Annotated in this window: 16 protein-coding genes; 1 reads left to right on the plus strand and 15 read right to left on the minus strand. The window is 72.8% G+C overall.

Going from position 1 to position 18,580, the window contains the following annotated elements; translation table 11 throughout:
* Positions 1–26 precede the first annotated feature (26 nt).
* From G8E01_RS00425 to G8E01_RS00450, 6 genes are all read right to left on the minus strand, one after another.
* Positions 27–1,064 carry a DUF4349 domain-containing protein gene (locus tag G8E01_RS00425; protein ID WP_166314323.1) on the minus strand — a complete coding sequence of 346 codons (1,038 nt, stop codon included), beginning with the start codon at positions 1,062–1,064 and terminating at the stop codon, positions 27–29.
* Positions 1,064–1,615, minus strand: coding sequence for an RNA polymerase sigma factor (locus G8E01_RS00430; RefSeq protein WP_166314326.1), 552 nt, complete (start codon positions 1,613–1,615; stop codon positions 1,064–1,066). The genes G8E01_RS00425 and G8E01_RS00430 overlap by 1 nt, the downstream gene beginning before the upstream one ends.
* Before the next feature lie 165 nt (positions 1,616–1,780).
* Positions 1,781–4,309: an ATP-dependent Clp protease ATP-binding subunit gene (locus G8E01_RS00435; protein WP_166314330.1), complete on the minus strand. Its 2,529-nt coding sequence runs from the start codon at positions 4,307–4,309 to the stop codon at positions 1,781–1,783.
* Positions 4,310–4,477: 168 nt separating this feature from the next.
* The gene (locus G8E01_RS00440; RefSeq protein WP_166314334.1) at positions 4,478–5,677 is read right to left on the minus strand and encodes an exonuclease domain-containing protein; all 1,200 of its coding nucleotides are present in this window, start codon (positions 5,675–5,677) and stop codon (positions 4,478–4,480) included.
* Between the two features lie 122 nt (positions 5,678–5,799).
* Positions 5,800–7,530, minus strand: a complete 1,731-nt coding sequence (locus G8E01_RS00445) for a DUF2075 domain-containing protein (protein ID WP_166314337.1) — start codon at positions 7,528–7,530, stop codon at positions 5,800–5,802.
* Positions 7,517–7,837, minus strand: coding sequence for a nucleotide pyrophosphohydrolase (locus G8E01_RS00450; RefSeq protein ID WP_155048918.1), 321 nt, complete (start codon positions 7,835–7,837; stop codon positions 7,517–7,519). The genes G8E01_RS00445 and G8E01_RS00450 overlap by 14 nt, the downstream gene beginning before the upstream one ends.
* Positions 7,838–8,020: 183 nt before the next feature.
* Between G8E01_RS00450 and G8E01_RS00455 the strand changes: the two genes are divergently transcribed.
* Positions 8,021–9,412, plus strand: coding sequence for a dicarboxylate/amino acid:cation symporter (locus tag G8E01_RS00455; protein WP_166314340.1), 1,392 nt, complete (start codon positions 8,021–8,023; stop codon positions 9,410–9,412).
* A 56-nt stretch (positions 9,413–9,468) separates the two neighbouring features.
* Here the strand turns inward: G8E01_RS00455 and G8E01_RS00460 are convergent, their stop codons facing one another.
* The 9 genes from G8E01_RS00460 to G8E01_RS00500 are packed head-to-tail and all read right to left on the minus strand — an operon-like array spanning position 9,469 to position 18,517.
* Complete coding sequence (locus G8E01_RS00460) at positions 9,469–10,527, minus strand: aminotransferase class V-fold PLP-dependent enzyme (RefSeq protein WP_166314342.1); 1,059 nt, start codon at positions 10,525–10,527, stop codon at positions 9,469–9,471.
* Positions 10,524–11,996 (minus strand): aldehyde dehydrogenase family protein, encoded by a 1,473-nt coding sequence (locus G8E01_RS00465; RefSeq protein WP_166314345.1) that lies wholly within the window; start codon positions 11,994–11,996, stop codon positions 10,524–10,526. Before G8E01_RS00465 ends, G8E01_RS00460 begins: the two co-directional genes overlap by 4 nt.
* On the minus strand, positions 11,993–13,474 hold the full coding sequence (locus G8E01_RS00470) for an FAD-dependent oxidoreductase (protein WP_338100708.1): 1,482 nt from the start codon (positions 13,472–13,474) through the stop codon (positions 11,993–11,995). The genes G8E01_RS00465 and G8E01_RS00470 overlap by 4 nt, the downstream gene beginning before the upstream one ends.
* Complete coding sequence (locus G8E01_RS00475) at positions 13,464–13,763, minus strand: (2Fe-2S)-binding protein (RefSeq protein ID WP_166314348.1); 300 nt, start codon at positions 13,761–13,763, stop codon at positions 13,464–13,466. The genes G8E01_RS00470 and G8E01_RS00475 overlap by 11 nt, the downstream gene beginning before the upstream one ends.
* Positions 13,760–14,920: an NAD(P)/FAD-dependent oxidoreductase gene (locus G8E01_RS00480; protein WP_338100709.1), complete on the minus strand. Its 1,161-nt coding sequence runs from the start codon at positions 14,918–14,920 to the stop codon at positions 13,760–13,762. Before G8E01_RS00480 ends, G8E01_RS00475 begins: the two co-directional genes overlap by 4 nt.
* The gene (locus G8E01_RS00485) at positions 14,917–15,603 is read right to left on the minus strand and encodes a GntR family transcriptional regulator (RefSeq protein ID WP_166314351.1); all 687 of its coding nucleotides are present in this window, start codon (positions 15,601–15,603) and stop codon (positions 14,917–14,919) included. Before G8E01_RS00485 ends, G8E01_RS00480 begins: the two co-directional genes overlap by 4 nt.
* On the minus strand, positions 15,600–16,589 hold the full coding sequence (locus tag G8E01_RS00490) for an ornithine cyclodeaminase family protein (protein WP_205827188.1): 990 nt from the start codon (positions 16,587–16,589) through the stop codon (positions 15,600–15,602). The genes G8E01_RS00485 and G8E01_RS00490 overlap by 4 nt, the downstream gene beginning before the upstream one ends.
* The gene (locus tag G8E01_RS00495) at positions 16,586–17,587 is read right to left on the minus strand and encodes a proline racemase family protein (RefSeq protein ID WP_166314354.1); all 1,002 of its coding nucleotides are present in this window, start codon (positions 17,585–17,587) and stop codon (positions 16,586–16,588) included. Before G8E01_RS00495 ends, G8E01_RS00490 begins: the two co-directional genes overlap by 4 nt.
* A gap of 21 nt (positions 17,588–17,608) precedes the next feature.
* Positions 17,609–18,517, minus strand: a complete 909-nt coding sequence (locus G8E01_RS00500; RefSeq protein WP_166314357.1) for a dihydrodipicolinate synthase family protein — start codon at positions 18,515–18,517, stop codon at positions 17,609–17,611.
* Positions 18,518–18,580 lie beyond the last annotated feature (63 nt).

Raw genomic sequence — 18,580 nt, forward strand, 5'->3', positions numbered from 1 at the left:
GCCGCCTCGGAGCGACGCGCGGCCGGTCAGCCGCGCGCGCGGCGGCGGATCCGCACCACGGCCCACACGACCGCGGCCACGACGGCGGCCGCGGCGAGCCACGGGACGAGGAATCCGACGGCGATCACGAGCCCGTTGAGGAACCCGACGAAGCCGTTCCAGCCCGCGAGGAGGCCGTCGGAGAAGCCGCCCGGATCCGCGGATCCCGCCGGCTGCTCCCGCACGAGGTCGACGTAGAGGGTCGCCATGTCGACCTGGCCCTCGAGCTGCTCGAGCTGCCCGCGGTAGGCCTCGAGCTCGGCCTGCCGCTCCGCCAGCGCGCGCTCGGCGTCGAGCAGGTCGGACACGCTCTCGGCCTGCGCCATCAGCTCAGTCAGCCGGCCGACGGACGCCTCGGACGCCTCGATCCGCGCCGCGAGGTCAATCGCCTGGTCCGTGACGTCGTCCTGCGAGACGGAGGTCGCCGTCACCTCGCCGAGCTCCGCGAGGTCGGCACGCGCGGCGTCGAGCGAGGCCGCGGGGATCCGGAGGGACGCCCACCCGGTCCGCGCGTCCTCCTGCGCGCTCGACAGGGTCGGATCCGCGCTCGAGACCCCGAGCGACTCGACGTACCCGTCGTACTCGGCGGCGAGGTCGACGAGGTCATCGGCCGAGCGCGCGACGTCCGGCACGACGACGGTGGCCGAGGCGGTGCGGATGATCTCGCGCTCGGCCGCCGCGGCGCTCTCCTCCGACGCCGCATCCGCGGCCGCGCCGTCGGGGGCGACCTCCGTCGTGACCGCGTCGCCCGGGAGGGCCTCCGCGTCGCCGAGCATCTCCGCCTCGCCCACGTACCCTCCCCCGGGCGCGATCGCCTCGTCGGCGGTGCTCTGGCCCGCAGGCGGGGACACGAGCGGCACGATCGCGACGGCCGCGACGACGACGGCTGCGGCCGCAATGCCCGCGCCGGCCCATCGCCTCCGGCGCGTGCGCGCGGAGCGGGCGGTGCGGATCCGGTCGAACGTCGCCGTCTCCATCGCCCGCACCCGCTCGTCGGATACCGGCGGCAGGGTCACGTCGTCCATCACGATTCCTCTCTCGTCGCGGCGCGCAGCCGCGTGCGGATCCGCGAGAGCCGGTTGCGCACGGCCCCCTGCGTGATCCCCAGTTCTGCGGCCGCCGCGGCGTACGCGTAGCCCGCCGTGACGCACAGCGCGAAGATGCGCCGGTCGGTCTCACCGAGCCCGTCGACCTCGCGGGCGATCCGCTCGGCGAGGTCGGCCGCGATGACCTGGTCGGCGACGTCGACGGTGTCAGGCTCGCGGTCGTCCGCGGCGCCGGCGAGGTGGGCGCGCTCGGTGCGGCGGGAGCGGATCCGGTTCGCGGCCGTCTTGCGGCAGATCGTCGCGAGCCACGGCAGGGCCGACGGGCCCTGCAGCTCGATCTCGCGCAGGCGCCGCCACGCGACGACGAAGGTCTCCTGGACGACGTCCTCGGCGTCGGCAGCGTCGCCGAGGAGGCCGTGCGCCACCCAGTACACGGGGCGGGCGTAGGCGCGGAACAGGTCGCGGAAGGCCGCATCGTCGCCGCGCGCGGCGCGCGTGAGGAGCGCCTGGTCGCCGGTGTCGTGGGTCATGGGTCCGCCCGTCGTCGGGTGAGCATTCGTGTCTCACCCTGAGAGTGTCGCGACAGCGGCGATCGTCTCACCCCGGCGCGGATCCGTGACCAATCCGTGACCTCCGCGCCCGCCCCGGGCACGCGAAATGCCCCACCGCGCACGGTGGGGCATTTCGGTCGGGGATTACTCGCCGAAGGCGGTGATCTCCGGGGTGGCGGGGATGTCGCCGCCGGTGTTCACGCCGACGGAGAGCTTCTCGCCGCGGGGCTCGTTGTGGAAGGTGAACTTCTTGTCCTCGACGTCGACCTTGATGTGGTGGCCCGACTCGAGCTGGCCCGAGAGCATCGACTCGCTGAGGCGATCCTCGATCTCGCGCTGCATGGCGCGGCGGAGCGGGCGGGCACCGAGCGACGGGTCGAACCCGATGTCGATGAGGCGCTCCTTGGCGGCCTGCGTGAGCTCGATCGACATGTCGCGGTCGAGCAGGCGCTCGCCGAGGCGCTTCGTGAACAGGTCGACGATCTGCAGCAGCTCGGGCTTGGTCAGCTGCGGGAAGACGATGATGTCGTCCACGCGGTTGAGGAACTCGGGCTTGAAGTGCCGCTTGAGCTCTTCGTCGACCTTGCCCTTCATGCGCTCGTAGGTCGTCTGCTGGTTGCCCTCGACCTGGAACCCGACGGGGCCGCCCGCGATCGCGGAGGATCCGAGGTTGGTCGTCATGATGATGACCGTGTTCTTGAAGTCGACGATGCGGCCCTGACCGTCGGTCAGGCGACCCTCCTCGAGGATCTGCAGCAGCGAGTTGAAGATGTCGGGGTGGGCCTTCTCGATTTCGTCGAAGAGGACGACGGAGAACGGCTTGCGGCGCACCTTCTCGGTGAGCTGGCCGCCCTCCTCGAACCCGACGAACCCGGGAGGGGCTCCGAATAGGCGCGAGACGGTGTGCTTCTCGCCGAACTCCGACATGTCGAGGGAGATCAGGGCGTCCTCGTCGTCGAAGAGGAACTCGGCGAGGGCCTTGGCGAGCTCGGTCTTTCCGACGCCGGTGGGGCCGGCGAAGATGAACGAGCCCGAGGGGCGCTTCGGATCCTTCAGGCCGGCGCGCTGGCGACGGATCGTCTTGGAGAGGGCCGCGATGGCCTCCTCCTGACCGATGACGCGCTCGTGCAGCGCCTTCTCCATGAAGACGAGGCGGCTCGTCTCCTCCTCCGTGAGCTTGAACACGGGGATGCCGGTGGCCTGCGCGAGGACCTCGGCGATCAGGCCCTCGTCGACGACGGCCTTCGTCTCGACCTCGCCCGAGCGCCACTGCTTCTCGAGGCGGAGGCGCTCGCCCAGGAGCGCCTTCTCCTCGTCGCGGAGCGCGGCGGCCTTCTCGAAGTCCTGCTCCTCGGAGGCGATCTCCTTCTGCTCGCGGACCTTGGCGATCTTCTCGTCGAACTCGCGCAGCTCGGGCGGGCTCGAGAGGATCGACAGGCGCAGGCGGGCGCCGGCCTCGTCGATCAGGTCGATGGCCTTGTCGGGCAGGAAGCGATCCTGGATGTAGCGGTCGGCGAGGTTCGCGGCCGACACGATCGCGCCGTCCGTGATCTGCACCTTGTGGAACGCCTCGTAGTGGTCGCGGAGGCCCTTGAGGATGTTGATCGCGTGCGGCAGCGAGGGCTCGTTGACCTGGATCGGCTGGAAGCGGCGCTCGAGGGCCGCGTCCTTCTCGAAGTGCTTGCGGTACTCGTCGAGCGTCGTCGCGCCGATCGTCTGCAGCTCGCCGCGCGCGAGGAGCGGCTTGAGGATGCTGGCGGCGTCGATCGCGCCCTCGGCGGCGCCCGCGCCGACGAGGGTGTGGATCTCGTCGATGAAGACGATGATGTCGCCGCGCGTGCGGATCTCCTTGGTGACCTTCTTGAGGCGCTCCTCGAAGTCGCCGCGGTAGCGGGATCCGGCGATGAGCGAGCCGAGGTCGAGCGAGTAGACCTGCTTGTCCTTGAGCGTCTCGGGCACGTCGCCCTTGACGATCGCCTGCGCGAGGCCCTCGACGACGGCGGTCTTGCCGACGCCGGGCTCGCCGATGAGGACGGGGTTGTTCTTGGAGCGGCGGGAGAGGATCTGCATGACCCGCTCGATCTCCTTCTCGCGCCCGATCACAGGGTCGAGCTTGGCGTCGCGCGCGGCCTGCGTGAGGTTGCGGCCGAACTGGTCGAGGACCTGCGAGCCGCCCTTCGCGGATCCCTCGCTCTGCTCCTGCCCCGTGGGCGCGACGCCGACGGGCTCCTTGCCCTGGTAGCCACTGAGGAGCTGGATGACCTGCTGGCGCACCTTGTTGAGGTCGGCGCCGAGCTTGACGAGCACCTGCGCGGCGACGCCCTCGCCCTCGCGGATGAGGCCGAGGAGGATGTGCTCGGTGCCGATGTAGTTGTGGCCGAGCTGCAGCGCCTCGCGCAGGGACAGCTCGAGCACCTTCTTCGCGCGCGGCGTGAAGGGGATGTGGCCGGTGGGCTGCTGCTGGCCCTGGCCGATGATGTCCTGCACCTGCTCGCGCACGGCGTCGAGCGAGATGTCGAGCGACTCGAGCGCCTTGGCGGCAACGCCCTCGCCCTCGTGGATCAGCCCGAGCAGGATGTGCTCGGTGCCGATGTAGTTGTGGTTGAGCATCTTCGCCTCTTCTTGGGCGAGCACAACCACACGACGGGCACGGTCGGTGAACCTCTCGAACATGACACTCCTCCGGGCGCTGGGGCCATTCGGCGACACGATGACTCGCGTCGTGGTTCCACGGTAGTCACCGCCACCGACACCGGGAGCCGTGTTCGCCGTGGGCATATCCGGCCGTTCCCGGGCGCGAGCCGGGCGCCGTGGTACAGGCGGACCCGCGGGGCGCGTCACCTAACGCGCGCAGAACTCCTCGAACGCGGCGAGGAACGTCTGCTCGTCGACGACGGGGACGCCGTAGGCGGCGGCCTTCTTCGCCTTTGTCGACTGGGTCGCGGGGTCGGCCGCGACGACGACCGCGGTGCGCTTCGTGACGCCGCCCGTCTCCAGGCCGGCGGCCGCGACGAGGTACGCCCACTCGTCGCGGTCGCGGTCGAGCGCGCCCGTGAAGACGACGCGACTGCCCGGCTCGAGGCGGATCCGGGCGGCCCGGGCCGCGGGCGCGGCGGGCGGATCCGCGGGCACCGGCAGGTCGAGAACGGCGGCGATCTGCGCGAGCTCGGCGCGCTCCGCGCCCGTGACGACGCCGTCCGCGCCGGCCTCCGCCACGGCGGCGGCGAGGTAGTCGGCGTGGAGGCGGCGCCGATCCGCGGGGTCGATGCGCGCCGCCTCGGCGATCGCGTCGAGGCGCCAGTGCTCGTCAACGGAGATGACGCCGTCGTCGAGCACGCGCTCGACGAGGTCGAGGTAGACCGCGCCGCCCTCGTCGGCGAGCGGCGCGGGGACCGAGACGCGCTTCCAGACGGGAGGCTCGGGATCCGCGGCCGCGGCGCGCTGGCCGCCGCGCGCTTTCCCGGGCGTCCGCTGCTGCCGCGGGCGGGCGGCCGCGCCGGCGCCCAGGCGGCCGGCGGCGACGTGCGAGCGCCACTCGGCCTCGTGGCCGACGCGGCGGTCAAGCGCGGCGAGCACCCGGCTCGTGGCGCGGGCATCGTCGAGGGCGGCGTGCGCGGATCCGATCTCGATCTCGAGCAGGCTGCACACGTCGGCGAGCTTGGCGGCCCCGAACGCGCGCCGCGACCACAGCATCGTGCACAGCGCCTTGAACTCGTCGTCGATCGTGTGGCCCTGCCCGGCGAGCTCGGCGCGCAGGAACCGCACGTCGAACGCCTGGTTGTGCGCGACGAGGGTGCGCCCGTCGAGCAGCTCGGTCACGCCGGCCGCGACGTCGCCGAACAGCGGCGCGTCGGCGACGTCGCTCGCGCGGATCCCGTGCACGTGCGTCGCGCCCACGTCGCGCTGCGGGTTCACGAGGGTGCCCCACTCGTGCTCGATCTCGCCCGCGTCGTCGACGAGGACGACGCCGATCTCGACGATGCGATCGCCGCGCTTCGGCGAGAATCCGGTGGTCTCGAGGTCGAGAACGGCGTAGGGCATGGCGAGCCTTCCGGGGCGTCGGGTGCGGGCGAGACCAGTATGCCGGAGGGGTCCGACACGGCGCGCGTCAACGGAAAAGCGGGTCAGCAGCACGGTTGGGGGCGCGGACCGCGGGGTGTCCGTCAGGAACGGACGGCGCCCGCGAACGCGGCGCGCAGGCGCTCCCGCAGCGCGGTGTCGTGTACGTAGACGTACGTGCCCCGCATCCCGCGCGTCATCAGCACGACGTAGATGTTGACGATGAACTCTCGCAGGTCGTCGTCGCTGGGGGCGACGCCGAGCATCCGGTTCGCTTCCTTGCCCTTCGCGTCGAAGTAGCGCGAACGGTCGGCACGCGCCGTCTCCGTGACCGGATCCCAGGTGAGCTCGGGGCCGATGATGACGCCCGCGTAGTTGAGGTCGTAGCCCTGGACGGTGTGGATCGAGCCGACCTCGTCGACGGATCCGGGCGAGTTGATCCAGTCGACGACCCGCGAGTTCCAGCGCATCGCGAGCCCGTCGACCTCGATGTCGAACGCCGCCTTGTCGCCCTTCGACCGCCACGGATACCCGTACCCGCCGAGCATGCGCGCGAGGCCCGACTCGGCGTCGCGCCGGGCGATCTCCTCTCGCATCGCGACGGGAGAGTCGAAGAAACGGAAGTCGTAGTCGCCGAGGTCGATGGGCCGGGCGGATCCGCCGAGCGCGTCGCGCACCCACCCGACGTAGTCCACGCCCGCCTTCACGCGCATCTGCGTCATGAGGTGGTGCCAGTGGCCGGATCCGCGCGCCTCATCGCGCAGGTCGCGCTGCGTGTCCTGGTCGATATCCGCCGGCCGAACGCTCTGCGCGCTGTCCATGAGGAAGATCTGGTGCGTGCTCTGCGCGCGGATCCAGTCGACCTGCGTATACGCATAGTCGTCGGCGCCGAACAGGCGCTCGTTGATGAGCCGGTAGTCCCGGTTGCGCACGCCCGAGGACTGATTCGACCGGCGCGTGAGGCGGTGCGTCTCGTCGACCACGAGGAGGTCGTACGCCTCGTCGCTTTCGCCGACGTCGAACGGCGTCAGCACCATGTCGGCGCTGAGCCCCGGCGTCCGCGCGAAGACCCGGCGCACCGATTTCCGCAGCGACTGCTGCGGGACGACGAACCCGATCCGCAGTCCGCGGGCGAGCTCCGGATACCCGCGCAGGAAGTAGTCGGCGAACACAGAGTCGACCTCGAACGCGTCCGCGTCGTCGGCCGTTCCGATGTCGCGGAGGAGCTTGAGAAGGTAGATCGCGACCACGGTCTTGCCGGTGCCCGGCCCGCCCTGAACGACCGACATGCTCGGTGCCGCAGCCGCGAGGTCGGTGAAGAGCGCCTCGAGGATGCCGTCGACCGCCGCGAGCTGATCCGGGCCCAGCGCCTTGAAGGGCGAGAGCTTGAACAGGTCGCTGTTCTCGATGTCGCCCCGCGACCGCGTGAAGATGCCCTCGGCACGCAGCGCCTCGAAGATCTCGTCGAACGTCTCGCGGTATCGGGCGCGGTCGAAGTAGTCGGCGTCGGTGACGCCGTCGTTGCGGTTGCGCACCTGACGGGATCCGTCGCCGCCGAGATAGCGGATGAGGTGCGACTCGAGGTCGAGGCAGGCCGACTTGTTGAACTCGTCGCCGAGCACGATCCGCGCCTGCGTCATGGTGCGGTTGCGCGAGGCAGGATCGCGGTGCTGCCGCAGTCGCTTGGCGGCGTTGATCGTCTCCCCGACGTAGACGGATGAGGTGTCGTTCAGGACGTAGACGACCGGCCAGTTCGTGAACTGCTCCCCAGCGGTGGCAAGCGCCCGAACATCCTGATCCGTGAACGGGCGCCGTTCGAGACTAAAGCTCGTCATACTTCGCGCTCCGGCCGCGGGCCTTGTCGACGGGGTACTTGGCGCGCGTTGTCGCGAGCTTCGCGCGGATCAGTTCTAGCGGATCCGCACCGATCCGGTCCGCGAGGAGCAGGCAGTATGTCAGGACGTCCGCGAGCTCACTGCGCACGCCATCGAGGTCGGCTGGCTCGCCCCACTGGAACTCTTCAAGAAGCTCGCCCGCTTCGATCGCGACGGACTTCGCGAGGTTCTCGGGGGCATGAAACTGCGCCCAGTCCCGCTCGGCGACGAACGCGCGGAGCTCGCTCTGCACTTCCTCGACCGACATGCGCGCCAGCCTAGCGCGGGGCCGACAAGCGGCCTCCACGGCTTCTCCGCCCGACCCTCAGGATCCGCCCGCTCGCAACATCCCGTAACGCGCCGGAATAGCCCCGGGGATCCGCCCGTTGGGCCCCGTCGTGCCCGCGCGCAGGCCGCGCCGGCGCACGCACCATCACCGACCGGGAGAACCATGAGCACCACCACCCCGCGGGCGACGGCGACGAAGAAGCGACCCTTCTACGCCTCGTTCGGCTTCCAGATCATCGCCGCGCTCGTCCTCGGCATTGCCCTCGGCCTCGTCGCGCGCCAGACCGGCGCGAGCGCGGAGAACCCGACGCCGCTGTCCGACACCCTCGGCACGATCGGATCCTCGTACGTCACGATCCTGCGCGCGGCCGTCGTGCCGCTCGTGTTCACGGCGATCGTCGCGAGCATCTCGAACCTGCGCCGCGTGCAGAACGCCGCGCGCCTGGCCGGCCAGACGCTGCTGTGGTTCGCGATCTCCGCGTTCATCGCCGTCATGATCGGCATCGCACTCGGCCTCATCATCCGCCCGGGCGACCGCGCGGGCACGGGCCTCGAGGAGGGCGAGCCCTCCTCCGTCGGCTCCTGGTGGAACTTCCTCCTCGGCCTCGTGCCGCAGAACTTCCTCGGCCTCGGCGTGAGCGGATCCGTCGACGAGACGGGCGCTTTCAGCGGATCCGTCACCTTCAACATCCTGCAGATCATCGTCGTCTCGGTCGTCGTGGGCCTCGCGGCGCTGCGCGCGGGCCGCAAGGCCGAGCCGTTCCTCGCGTTCACCGAGTCGCTGCTGAAGGTCATCCAGCGCGTCGTGTGGTGGATCATCCGCGTCGCCCCGATCGGCACGCTCGGCCTCATCGGCAACGCGGTCGTGCAGTACGGCTGGGAGCGCCTCACATCGCTCGTGTGGTTCACGATCGCGATCTACGTCGGCCTCGCGCTCGTCCTCTTCGTCGTCTACCCGCTGCTCGCGAAGGCCAACGGGCTCTCCATCAAGCAGTTCTTCACGGGCGTGTGGCCCGTGACGCAGTTCGGATTCGTCAGCCGCTCCTCGCTCGGCACGCTGCCCCTGACGCAGCGCGTCGCGGAGCGCAGCTTCGGCGTCCCGCGCGAGTACGCCTCGTTCGCCGTGCCGTTCGGATCCACCACCAAGATGGACGGCTGCGCCGCCATTTACCCGGCGATCGCCGCGATCTTCGTCGCGCAGTTCTTCGGCATCGAGCTGACGTTCATCCAGTACGCGCTCATCGTGCTCGTCTCGGTCGTCGGATCCGCCGCCACCGCCGGCACGACCGGCGCGACCGTCATGCTCACGCTGACGCTGTCGACCGTCGGCCTGCCGCTCGAGGGCGTCGGCCTGCTGCTCGCGATCGACCCGATCCTCGACATGGGCCGCACCGCCGTCAACGTCAGCGGCCAGGCCCTCATCCCGGCGATCGTCGCCAAGCGCGAGGGGATCCTCGACATGGACCTCTACAACGCGCCCCGGAACGGCCTGCCGTTCTCGGAGGAGGACGACGACGCCGAGGAGTCCGTGGAGACCGCCGGCGCGACCCGGTAGGGGTTTCGCCTTGGGGGCCGGATCCGTGGGGTCCGGCCCCCTTCGCGTGCGGCGGGCTACGCGCAGGCGACGGCGACGGCCTCCGCGAGCGTGTCGGCCGGGGTGTTCCCGTGCGGGGAGAACCGGACCCGGTCGTCGTCGATCAGGGTGGTCGAAAACCCCGCCGCGGCGAGGCGGGCGTGCACGGCGGCGGCGCCGGCGAAGCGCGCGACGACGATCCCCGCGTGCTCTTCGGGGGTCACGACCTCGGCGCCGCGATCGGCGAGCGCCCGGCGCAGCATCGCGGCCTTGCCGGCGACGGACGCGGCGACGCGACCCACACCCGCCTCGACGACGTCGCGGATCCCGGCTGCCAGCGCCGCCGAGGCCGCGGGCGAGCCGTTGGTCATCGTGAAGCGGCGGGCGTCGGCCCGGCGCGGGTGCTCCTCGCCCGAGTAGACCCCGCTGTCGGTCACCCCCGTCCAGCCCGAGAGCGCGGGCACGAGCCGGTCGAGCGCGCGGTCGGAGAACGCGGCGAAGCCCGTCCCCCACCCCGCGCGCAGCCACTTCTGCCCGCCGGAGACGACGACGTCCGCCGCCGTCCAGTCCTGGTCGACGACCCCCATCGCCTGGATCGCGTCGACGACGAGGAGGCGATCGCCGATCGCCTCCCGCAGCGCGGCGAGGTCCGCGCGGAAGCCGGTGCGGAAGCTCACGGCGCTGACCGCCACGGCGACCGTGTCCGGCGTGAGCGCGGCGGCGATGTCCTCCGTAGCGCCGGGCCGGCGCGGATCCGCCGCCTCGACGAGACCCAGCGAGATGCGGCCCGCCTCCGCCGCGCGCCGCCACGGGTAGAGGTTGGCGGGAAACTCCGCGCGCGGGACGAGCACGCGCCCCGCGGGCACGGCGAAGGCCGCCTGCATGAGCCCCGTCGACGTGTTCGGCGAGACGACGACGCCGCGGGCGGGAAACCCCACGAGGCCCGCGGCGGCCGCGATCGCGTCGTCGTCCGCCGCGTGTAAGCCCGCCGCGGGCTCCCCCGCCGCCGCGCGCCGATCGATGTCGTGCGCGGCGGCGAGGACGCGCGCCGTCGGCGGGCCGAAGCTCGCGTAGTTCAGGTAGCGCGCGAGGCTCACGCCGGGCGCTCGCCGTTCACCCGGCGCGGGATGCCCAGCGGATTCGCCTCCTGCAGGGTTGCCGGCAGCAGCGCGTCCGGGACGTTCTGGTACGCCACGGGGCGCGCAAAGCGCTCGATGGCCGCCGTCCCGACCGACGTCGTCGCCGACGCGGTCGTCGCCGGGTAGGGACCGCCATGCTGCTGCGCGTGCGTGACGGACACGCCCGTCGGCCACTGGTTCCAGAGCACCCGCCCCGCCCGATCCGCGAGGGCGGCGAGAAGCGCCGGCGCGATCTCGTCGTCGTCGTTCCCCACGATCGTGGCCGTCAGCTGCCCCTCGAGGCGCGCGGCGACCTCGAGCAGCTGGGCCTCGTCCGCGTAGGTCACGACGAGCGCGGCGGGGCCGAACATCTCGGCCGTCAGCGCGTGCACGTCGGCCAGGACCGCGTCGATCGACGTGCGCAGGAGCGCGGGCGCGGGGCCGGCCCCCGCGGATCCCTCCGCCAGCGCCGACACCCCGCCGTGGCCGCGGACGCGGTCGAAGGAGGCGGCGAAGCCCGCCGCGATGCCCTCGTTCAGAAGCGGGCCGCCCTCCGGCAGGCCCGCCGCCGCGAGCGCGTCGAGCACCGCGGACCCCTCGGGAACGAACAGGAGCCCCGGCTTCGTGCACAGCTGGCCGGCGCTCCCCGTCACCGAGGCGACGAAGCCGGACACGATGCCGTCCACGTCACGATTCGCCGCCGACCGCGTCACGAACGCGGGGTTGACGCTGCCGAGCTCCCCGAAGAACGGGATCGGCACCTCGCGGGCGTTCGCGATATCGAACAGCGCCCGCCCGCCCGCGATCGACCCCGTGAAGGCGGCCGCGCGGATCTCGTCGGCGCGCAGCGCGCGCACGCCCGCCTCGGTCCCATAGACCGTCTGGAAGAGGTCCGCCGGGGCGCCCGCCTCTGCGAGAGCGGCCGCGACGACCTCCGTCGTAGCGGCCGACAGCTCGGGGTGCGCGCCGTGCGCCTTGACGACGACGGCGGATCCCGCGGCGAGCGCGCTCGCCGAGTCCCCGCCGGCCACCGAGAACGCGAACGGGAAGTTGCTCGCGGCGAACACGAGCACGGCGCCGAGCGGCTCGAGCTGGCGGCGCAGGTCCGGCCGGGGCGCGCCCATGGGCCAATCCGGATCCGCGTGGTCGATGCGCACGTCGAGCCAGGATCCGTCCCGCACGACGTCGGCGAACAGGCGCAGCTGGAACGTCGTGCGGCGCAGCTCACCGCGCAGGCGCGCCTCGGCCAGGTGCGTCTCGCGCTGCGCGACGGGCACGAGGCGGTCGGCCGCCGCGTCGAGCGCGTCGGCGACGGCCTCCAGCGCCTCCGCGCGGTGCGCGAGCGGGGCCGCCTTCCAGGCGGAGGCGGCGCGGGCCGCGCCTCGAACGATCGCGTCCACCTCGGCTGCCGTGGTGTCGCGCGGGGTCGTGATGTCGGTGTGCGTCATGCGTGTTCCGTCCGTGTCGATTCGTCTTCCGCGAGCGCCGCAATGTCGCCGAGCCGCACGGGTACGCCGAGCGGGCGCTTCGCGAGGGTGTCCAGGTCAGCGGCGGTCGGCGCCTGGCCGGTCTCCGCGGCCACGAGGCCGGCGAGCGCAAAGCCGCACACGCGCCCCTGGCACCAGCCCATGCCGGGGCGGGCGGTCACGCGCACGTCGCGCGCGTCGTCCGCGCCGAGGCAGCCGACCGTGTCGGTCGCCTCCGCCGCCGTGACCTCCTCGCACCGGCACACGAGCGTATCCGGCGTCAGCCAGCGCGACCAGGCCTCGGGCACGGGGCTGGCGCGGTGCATCCCGACCGCGAAGCGGCGTCCGCGCGCGATGCGGCGGCGCAGGCGCCGCGCGTCGCGGCCGAGCGCGTCACGGCCCGCGTCGGCGGCCGCCGCGCGCGCGGCGAGCGCCCCCTCGGCGCACGACTGCACGGCGCCGCCGATGCCCGTGGCCTCGCCCGCGGCATACACGCCGTCGAGCGTCGTGCGCTGCGCCTGATCGACCTCGACGACGAGGGAGGCGTCGACGTCGACGCGCGTTCCGAGCCCGAGCCCGACCGCGAGCTCCAGCTGGGGCGTGAAGCCCCAGCCGAAGGCCACGAGATCGGCCTCGACCTCCCGCGCCGTGCCGGGCCGCGGGTTTCCGCGCCCGTCGACCTTCTGGAGCGTCACGGCGGAGGCGCGGCCCTCGCCGCGCACCTCCGTCACGACGGTCCGCGTGTACAGCGGGACCCGCGAGCGCACGAACTGGGCCGCGTAGCCGACGCCCTCGAGGAGCTTGCCAGGCTCCTGCAGGGCGCGCAGCGGCGTGCGCGCCCAGCGCGAGAGCGCGTTCGCGTCGCACACGGCGACGACGTCGACGCCCGCCTCGGCGAGGCCCGCCGCCACGGAGAGGAGGAACGGGCCGGTCCCGGCGACGACCGCGCGGCGCCCCGCGGCGACCTGGTTGGCCTTCAGCAGCGCCTGGACGCCGCCCGCCGCCATGACGCCCGGGAGCGTCCAGCCGGGAACGGGAAGCTGGCGGTCGTACGCCCCCGTCGCGAGCACGACGCGCCGCGCGCGCACCGTGCGCTCCGCGACCGGGACCGCGTCGCGCCCGACGGAGGGCGTGGTGTGGAGCGCGAACCCCGCGCCCTCGGCCGCCGCCCGCCACACCTGCCGGCCCGCGACGTGGCGCACGCTGCCCGCGCGCACCGCGCGCTGCAGCCGGTCGCGCAGGTCCGTGTAGCGATGCCAGTGGTGGTGCCCCGTCGACTCCGGCCGCGCGAACGCGGCGCGGTGCCGCTCGTCCGGATGCCGCCAGTACTGGCCGCCCGTCTGCTCCGCCGCGTCGATGAGCGCGACGCTCAGGCCGAGGTCGGCGGCGGTGACGGCGGCGGTCAACCCGGCCGGTCCCGCGCCCACCACCGCGAGATCGACCATGCGCTCAGCCGTCACGACGCACCCGCTCCGAGACCGGGGTGTGCGGATCCGCGCTCTCCACGACCTGCCCGGCGCGCGCCGGCGTGACGCACGCGCGCTGCGCGTGATCGCCGTCGACCGTCACGAGGCAGTCGTAGCAGACGCCGATGCCGCAGAACAGGCCGCGCGGGGCGCCGCCACGGCGCGTCGTGCGCCAGGAGGAGATCCCCGCCGCCATGAGCGCGCCGCCGACGGTCTGCCCGTCCCGGAAGGGCACCGGCGACCCGTCGAAGGTCAGCGCGGGCCGCGTCGAGCTGTCGGTCATGCGGCAGACATCCTTTCGAAGCGATGGGGGCGGAACGGCGCGAGGCTCATGTCGGGCTCGCCGCCCGTGAGGGCCTGCGCGAGGAGCTTCGCGATGCCGACGGACAGCCCGATCCCGGCGCCCTCCTGCCCCGCGGCGTGCCACAGGCCCGGCAGGCGCGCGTCCTCGCCGATGACGGGGAGGTGGTCCGGGCAGTAGGGGCGAAAGCCCGAGTAGGTGCGCAGGAGCGACAGGTCCGCGAGCGCCGGGAAGAGCCGCACGGCGGCCTGGGCGATCCGCGCGACCGCCTCGCGCGAGAACGACGCGTCGAACCCGACCCGCTCGCGGCTGGATCCGAGGAGCACCGTTCCGCTCGGGGTGCCCTCGACCACGGGCGAGACCTGCAGCCCGGCGTCCGAGCTGGCGACGTCCCCGACGTAGCCGGCCGAGTACACCTTGTGGTGGATCGTGACGGGAACCGGCTCGGTCACCAGCACGAACCCGCGGCGCGGGAGCACGGGCAGCTCGAGGCCCGCGAGCTCGGCGACGTCGCCGGCCCACGGCCCGGCGCAGTTGACGACGGCGCCGCCCGAGATGACGCCCTGGGGCGTTTGCACACCGACGGCGCGGCCGCCGCGCGTGACGATCGCCTCCACGGGCGTGCGGAGGAGGACCTCGGCGCCGCGCTCGCGCGCGAGCCGCAGGAGGTGGTGCGTGGCGAGGATGGGCTGCACCTGCGCGTCGCCCGGGTAGAAGGCGCCGCTGGACAGCGCGGGGTTCGCGTACGGCTCGAGCTCGCGCACCGCGTCCATATCGTCGAGGAGCTCCACCTCGATCCCGAGGGAGCGCTGGTGCGCCGCGAGCTTCTCGAGCGAGGCGGTCGTCGCGGCGTCCTCCGCCACGATGATGCCGCCCTTGGTCTCGAACTCCCACGCGTCGCCGTGCTCCGCGAGGTCCTCGCGCCACACGCGCTGGGAGTACAGCGTCAGCTCGAGCTCGGGGCCGAGCTCCTTGTCCGAGACGAGGAGGTTGCCCTCGCAGCGGCTGCTCGTGCCCGACGCGATGCCGCCGCGCTCCACGACGACAACGCTCAGCCCCGCGGCCGCCGCGAAGTAGGCCGTGGCGGCGCCCATGACGCCCGCGCCGATGACGACGACGTCTGCCGACCGGGCGCTCACGTGGCCTCGGGAGCGTCCGCGGCCGACCAGTCGGTCAGCACGTGCTCAATGTGCGCCGTGACGAGCGCGCGGGCGCGCGCCGCGTCGCCCTCCTCGATCGCGTCGAGCATCGCGTGATGCTCCTGGGCCGACGCCGCCAGGCGCCCCTGCTGGTGGAGGCTCGACAGGCCGAACAGCCGCGTCTGCGAGCGCAGCGACGCGACGAGGTCCGACAGCCGCCGGTTCCCGGCGTACTGGAGCAGCGCGAGGTGGAACTCGCCGTCCTCGGTGAGGTAGCTCACGAGGTCGCCCTCCTCGGCGAACCGCACGATGCGGTCGCACTGCGCGCGCAGCGCGGGCAGCGCCTCGGCCGGGATCAGCGGCGTCGCGATCTCGACGGCCGGGGGCTCGAGGAGGAGGCGGAGCTGGGTCACCTCGACGAGGTCCTGCTCCGCGACGTCCGTGACCTGGAAGCCGCGGTTGGGCATCGCGACGACGAGGCCCTCGCGCACGAGGTCGAGCATCGCCTCGCGGATCGGCGTGGCCGAGACGCCGAACTGCTCGGCCAGGCTCGGCCCGGAATACACCGCACCGGGCTGCATCTCGCCGCTGATGATGGCCGAGCGCAGGGCGCTCTTGACCGTCTCGCGGATGCTCGGCTGCTTCTTCAGCCGGACGACGTTGCGTGCTGCGGGCGTGCTCATGGCGTCTCCTCCTCGGGGCCCGGGGCTCCCGATAGCCCGAGCACGTCCAGAAGGTGCTCGGCGATAGCCAGATCTTCCCAGGACATGCCGACGCCCGCGAATACGGCCGGGCGACCCGGGGTGCGCCGGACGGCGCCCGCGACGAGTTCGCGCACGTTGGCGACGGCCTGCGCGCCGCCGGTCCAGTCCGCCTCGGCGCGCGCCTGGAGGAGGTTGCCGCTCTCGCGGAAGGCCGACGCGCGCGCCTCCACCACGAGATCGGATCCGCGCACGAGGTCCGCGGCAAGCTCGCGGTGCGCGGGGCCGTGGGCGCCAATCGCCGCGACGACGGCGTCCGAGCGCACGTCGCCGAGCGCGAGCACGGGTGCGGACGAGGAGGTCGCGGTCACGACGACGTCGGCGGCGGCCACCGCCGCGGCGTCTCCCGCCTCCGCGGCGATGCCGTCGGCGCGGAGGCGCCCGAGCAGGGCCTCGACGCGCTCGGGGGTACGGCCGAGGATGGAGACCCGCTCGACGGGGAAGATCTCGTGGAGCGTGCGCACGTGCGCCTCGGCCTGCGGGCCGGATCCGAACACCGCAAGGCGATCGATCCGCTCGCGCGGCCCGCCCGGCGCGGCGCGCAGCAACCCGCGGATCGCCGCCGCCGTGACGGCCGGGGTGCGCAGCGTCGTGAGCTCCGTGCCGTCGAGGAGGGCGACGGGCCGCAGGGTGCCCGCGTCGAAGAGGAGGTACCAGGCGTGGATCTTGGGGATCCCGCGGGCGGGGTTTCCGGGTGCGACGGTCGCGACCTTGACCCCCGCGTGCGCGGGCGACTCGGCGGGCATGAGGAGGAACTCCCCCGCGCGGAGGGGGCGGAACAGCCGCGGCGTGTCCGCCTCGACGTCCTGCCCCGCGGCGAGCGCGCGCTCGATCGCCGCCACCGCCTCGGCGCGCGTGAGCGCGCCCCGGATCTCCCCCGCGCCGACGACCGGGATCCCCGCGCTCACAGCTGGAACCCCTCCGGGAACGGATCCGACGGATCCAGCATGTACTGCGCGGTCCCCGTCACCCAGGCGCGCCCCGTGATGGTGGGGATGACCGCGGGGATGCCGGCGACCTCGGTCTCCTCGACGAGCCGGCCCGTAAAGCGCGTGCCGATGAAGGACTCGTTGAGGAAGTCCCGCCCGAGCGCGAGCTCGCCGCGCGCGTGCAGCTGCGCCATCCGCGCGCTCGTGCCGGTCCCGCACGGGGACCGGTCGAACCACCCGGGGAAGATCGCCATCGCGTGGCGCGAGTGCGTGGCGGTCGAGCCGGGCGCCTCGAGGTACACGTGATGGCACCCGCGGATCCCCGGGTCGAGCGGGTGGACGGGCTCGTCCGCCTCGTCGATCGCCGCCATGATGGCCAGCCCGGCCGCCAGCAGGTCCTCCTTGCGCGCCCTGTCGAACGGCAGCCCGAGCTCGTCGAGCTTCACGATCGCGTAGAAGTTGCCGCCGAAGGCCAGGTCGTAGCGCACCTTTCCGTACCCGGGCACCGCGACCGTGCGATCGAGGCCCACGGCGAAGGAGGCGACGTTGCGGATCGTGACGGACTCCGCGTGCCCGTCGCGGACGGCGACCTCGGCGGTGACGAGGCCGGCGGGCGTGTCGAGGCGGATCGTCGTGACCGGCTCGACGACCGGGACCATGCCCGTCTCGACGAGCACGGTCGCGACCCCGATCGTGCCGTGGCCGCACATCGGCAGGCACCCGGAGACCTCGATGTAGAGCACGCCGTAGTCGGCATCGGGCCGCGTCGGCGGCTGAAGGATCGCGCCGCTCATGGCGCTGTGACCGCGCGGCTCGTTCATGAGCAGGCGACGCAGGTCGTCGCGATGGGCCATGAACCACTGCCGCCGCTCCTCCATCGTGGCCCCGGGCAGCGTGCCGACGCCGCCCGTGATGACCCGCGTCGGCATCCCCTCGGTGTGGGAATCGACGGCGTGATAGATGTGCTTCGTCCGCACGGTCTTCTCCTCGTCAGGCGATTAGCGGTAGCCCTTGGCCAGCACGGACTCCGTGTCGGCGATGATGCGCGTGCGGATCTCCTCCGGCAGCGGCATCCGCGGCGGCCGCGTGGTGATGCCGACGGGGGCGACCCCGGCGACCTCCTGCGACAGCTTGATGGCCTGAACGAACCACGTCTTCGAGTCCCAGCGCAACAGGGGGTGCAGGTCGCGGTAGATCTCGTGCGCGCGCGCCCACTTCGCCGGGTCGCCGGAGGTCGAGAGGGTGTAGAGCTCGACGGTCGCGGCCGGGATCGCGTTCGGGTAGCCCGCGACCCAGCCGACGGCGCCGTTGATCCCGAGCTCGAGGACGACGTCGTCGGATCCGATCGAGATGTCGAGGCCGGGCGCCTGCTCGCGGATCTCGTACGCGTGGCGCACGTCGCCCGAAAACTCCTTCACGGAGACGATCAGGCCCTCGTCGAACATCCGCGCGAGCAGGTCGGGGCGCAGATCCACCTTGGTGTCGATGGGGTTGTTGTACGCGAGCACGGGGAGGCCGACCGCGGCCACGCGGCGGAAGTGGTCGACGACCTCGTCGTCGCTCGCGCGGTACGCGTTCGGCGGCAGGAGCATGACGGCCGGGGCACCGTTCTCCGCGGCGTGCTCGGTGAGGCGCACGCTCTCGAGCGCGCCGTACGCGCCGACGCCCGGGATGACCGCGGCGCTCGCGGGGGCGGCCTCCACGGCCGTCAGGAACACGCGCTTGCGCTCCTCCTCGGTCAGCGTCTGGTACTCGCCGAGCGAGCCGTTGGGGATGATGCCCGTCACGCCGTTGCTCGTCGTGAAGCGGACGTGCTCGGCATACGCGTCGTATGCGACCGAGAGGTCCTCGTGGAAGGGGAGCGTGGTCGCGAGATTAACGCCGTGCCACGGCTTGCGCTCTGTCATGGGTGGCCTTTCTGCCGTAAGTACAATTGCAATGTTAATAGGGATCGCTCCCTCGTGTCCACT

Source organism: Microbacterium excoecariae, from assembly GCF_011326725.1.
GTDB classification, from domain to species: domain Bacteria; phylum Actinomycetota; class Actinomycetes; order Actinomycetales; family Microbacteriaceae; genus Microbacterium; species Microbacterium excoecariae.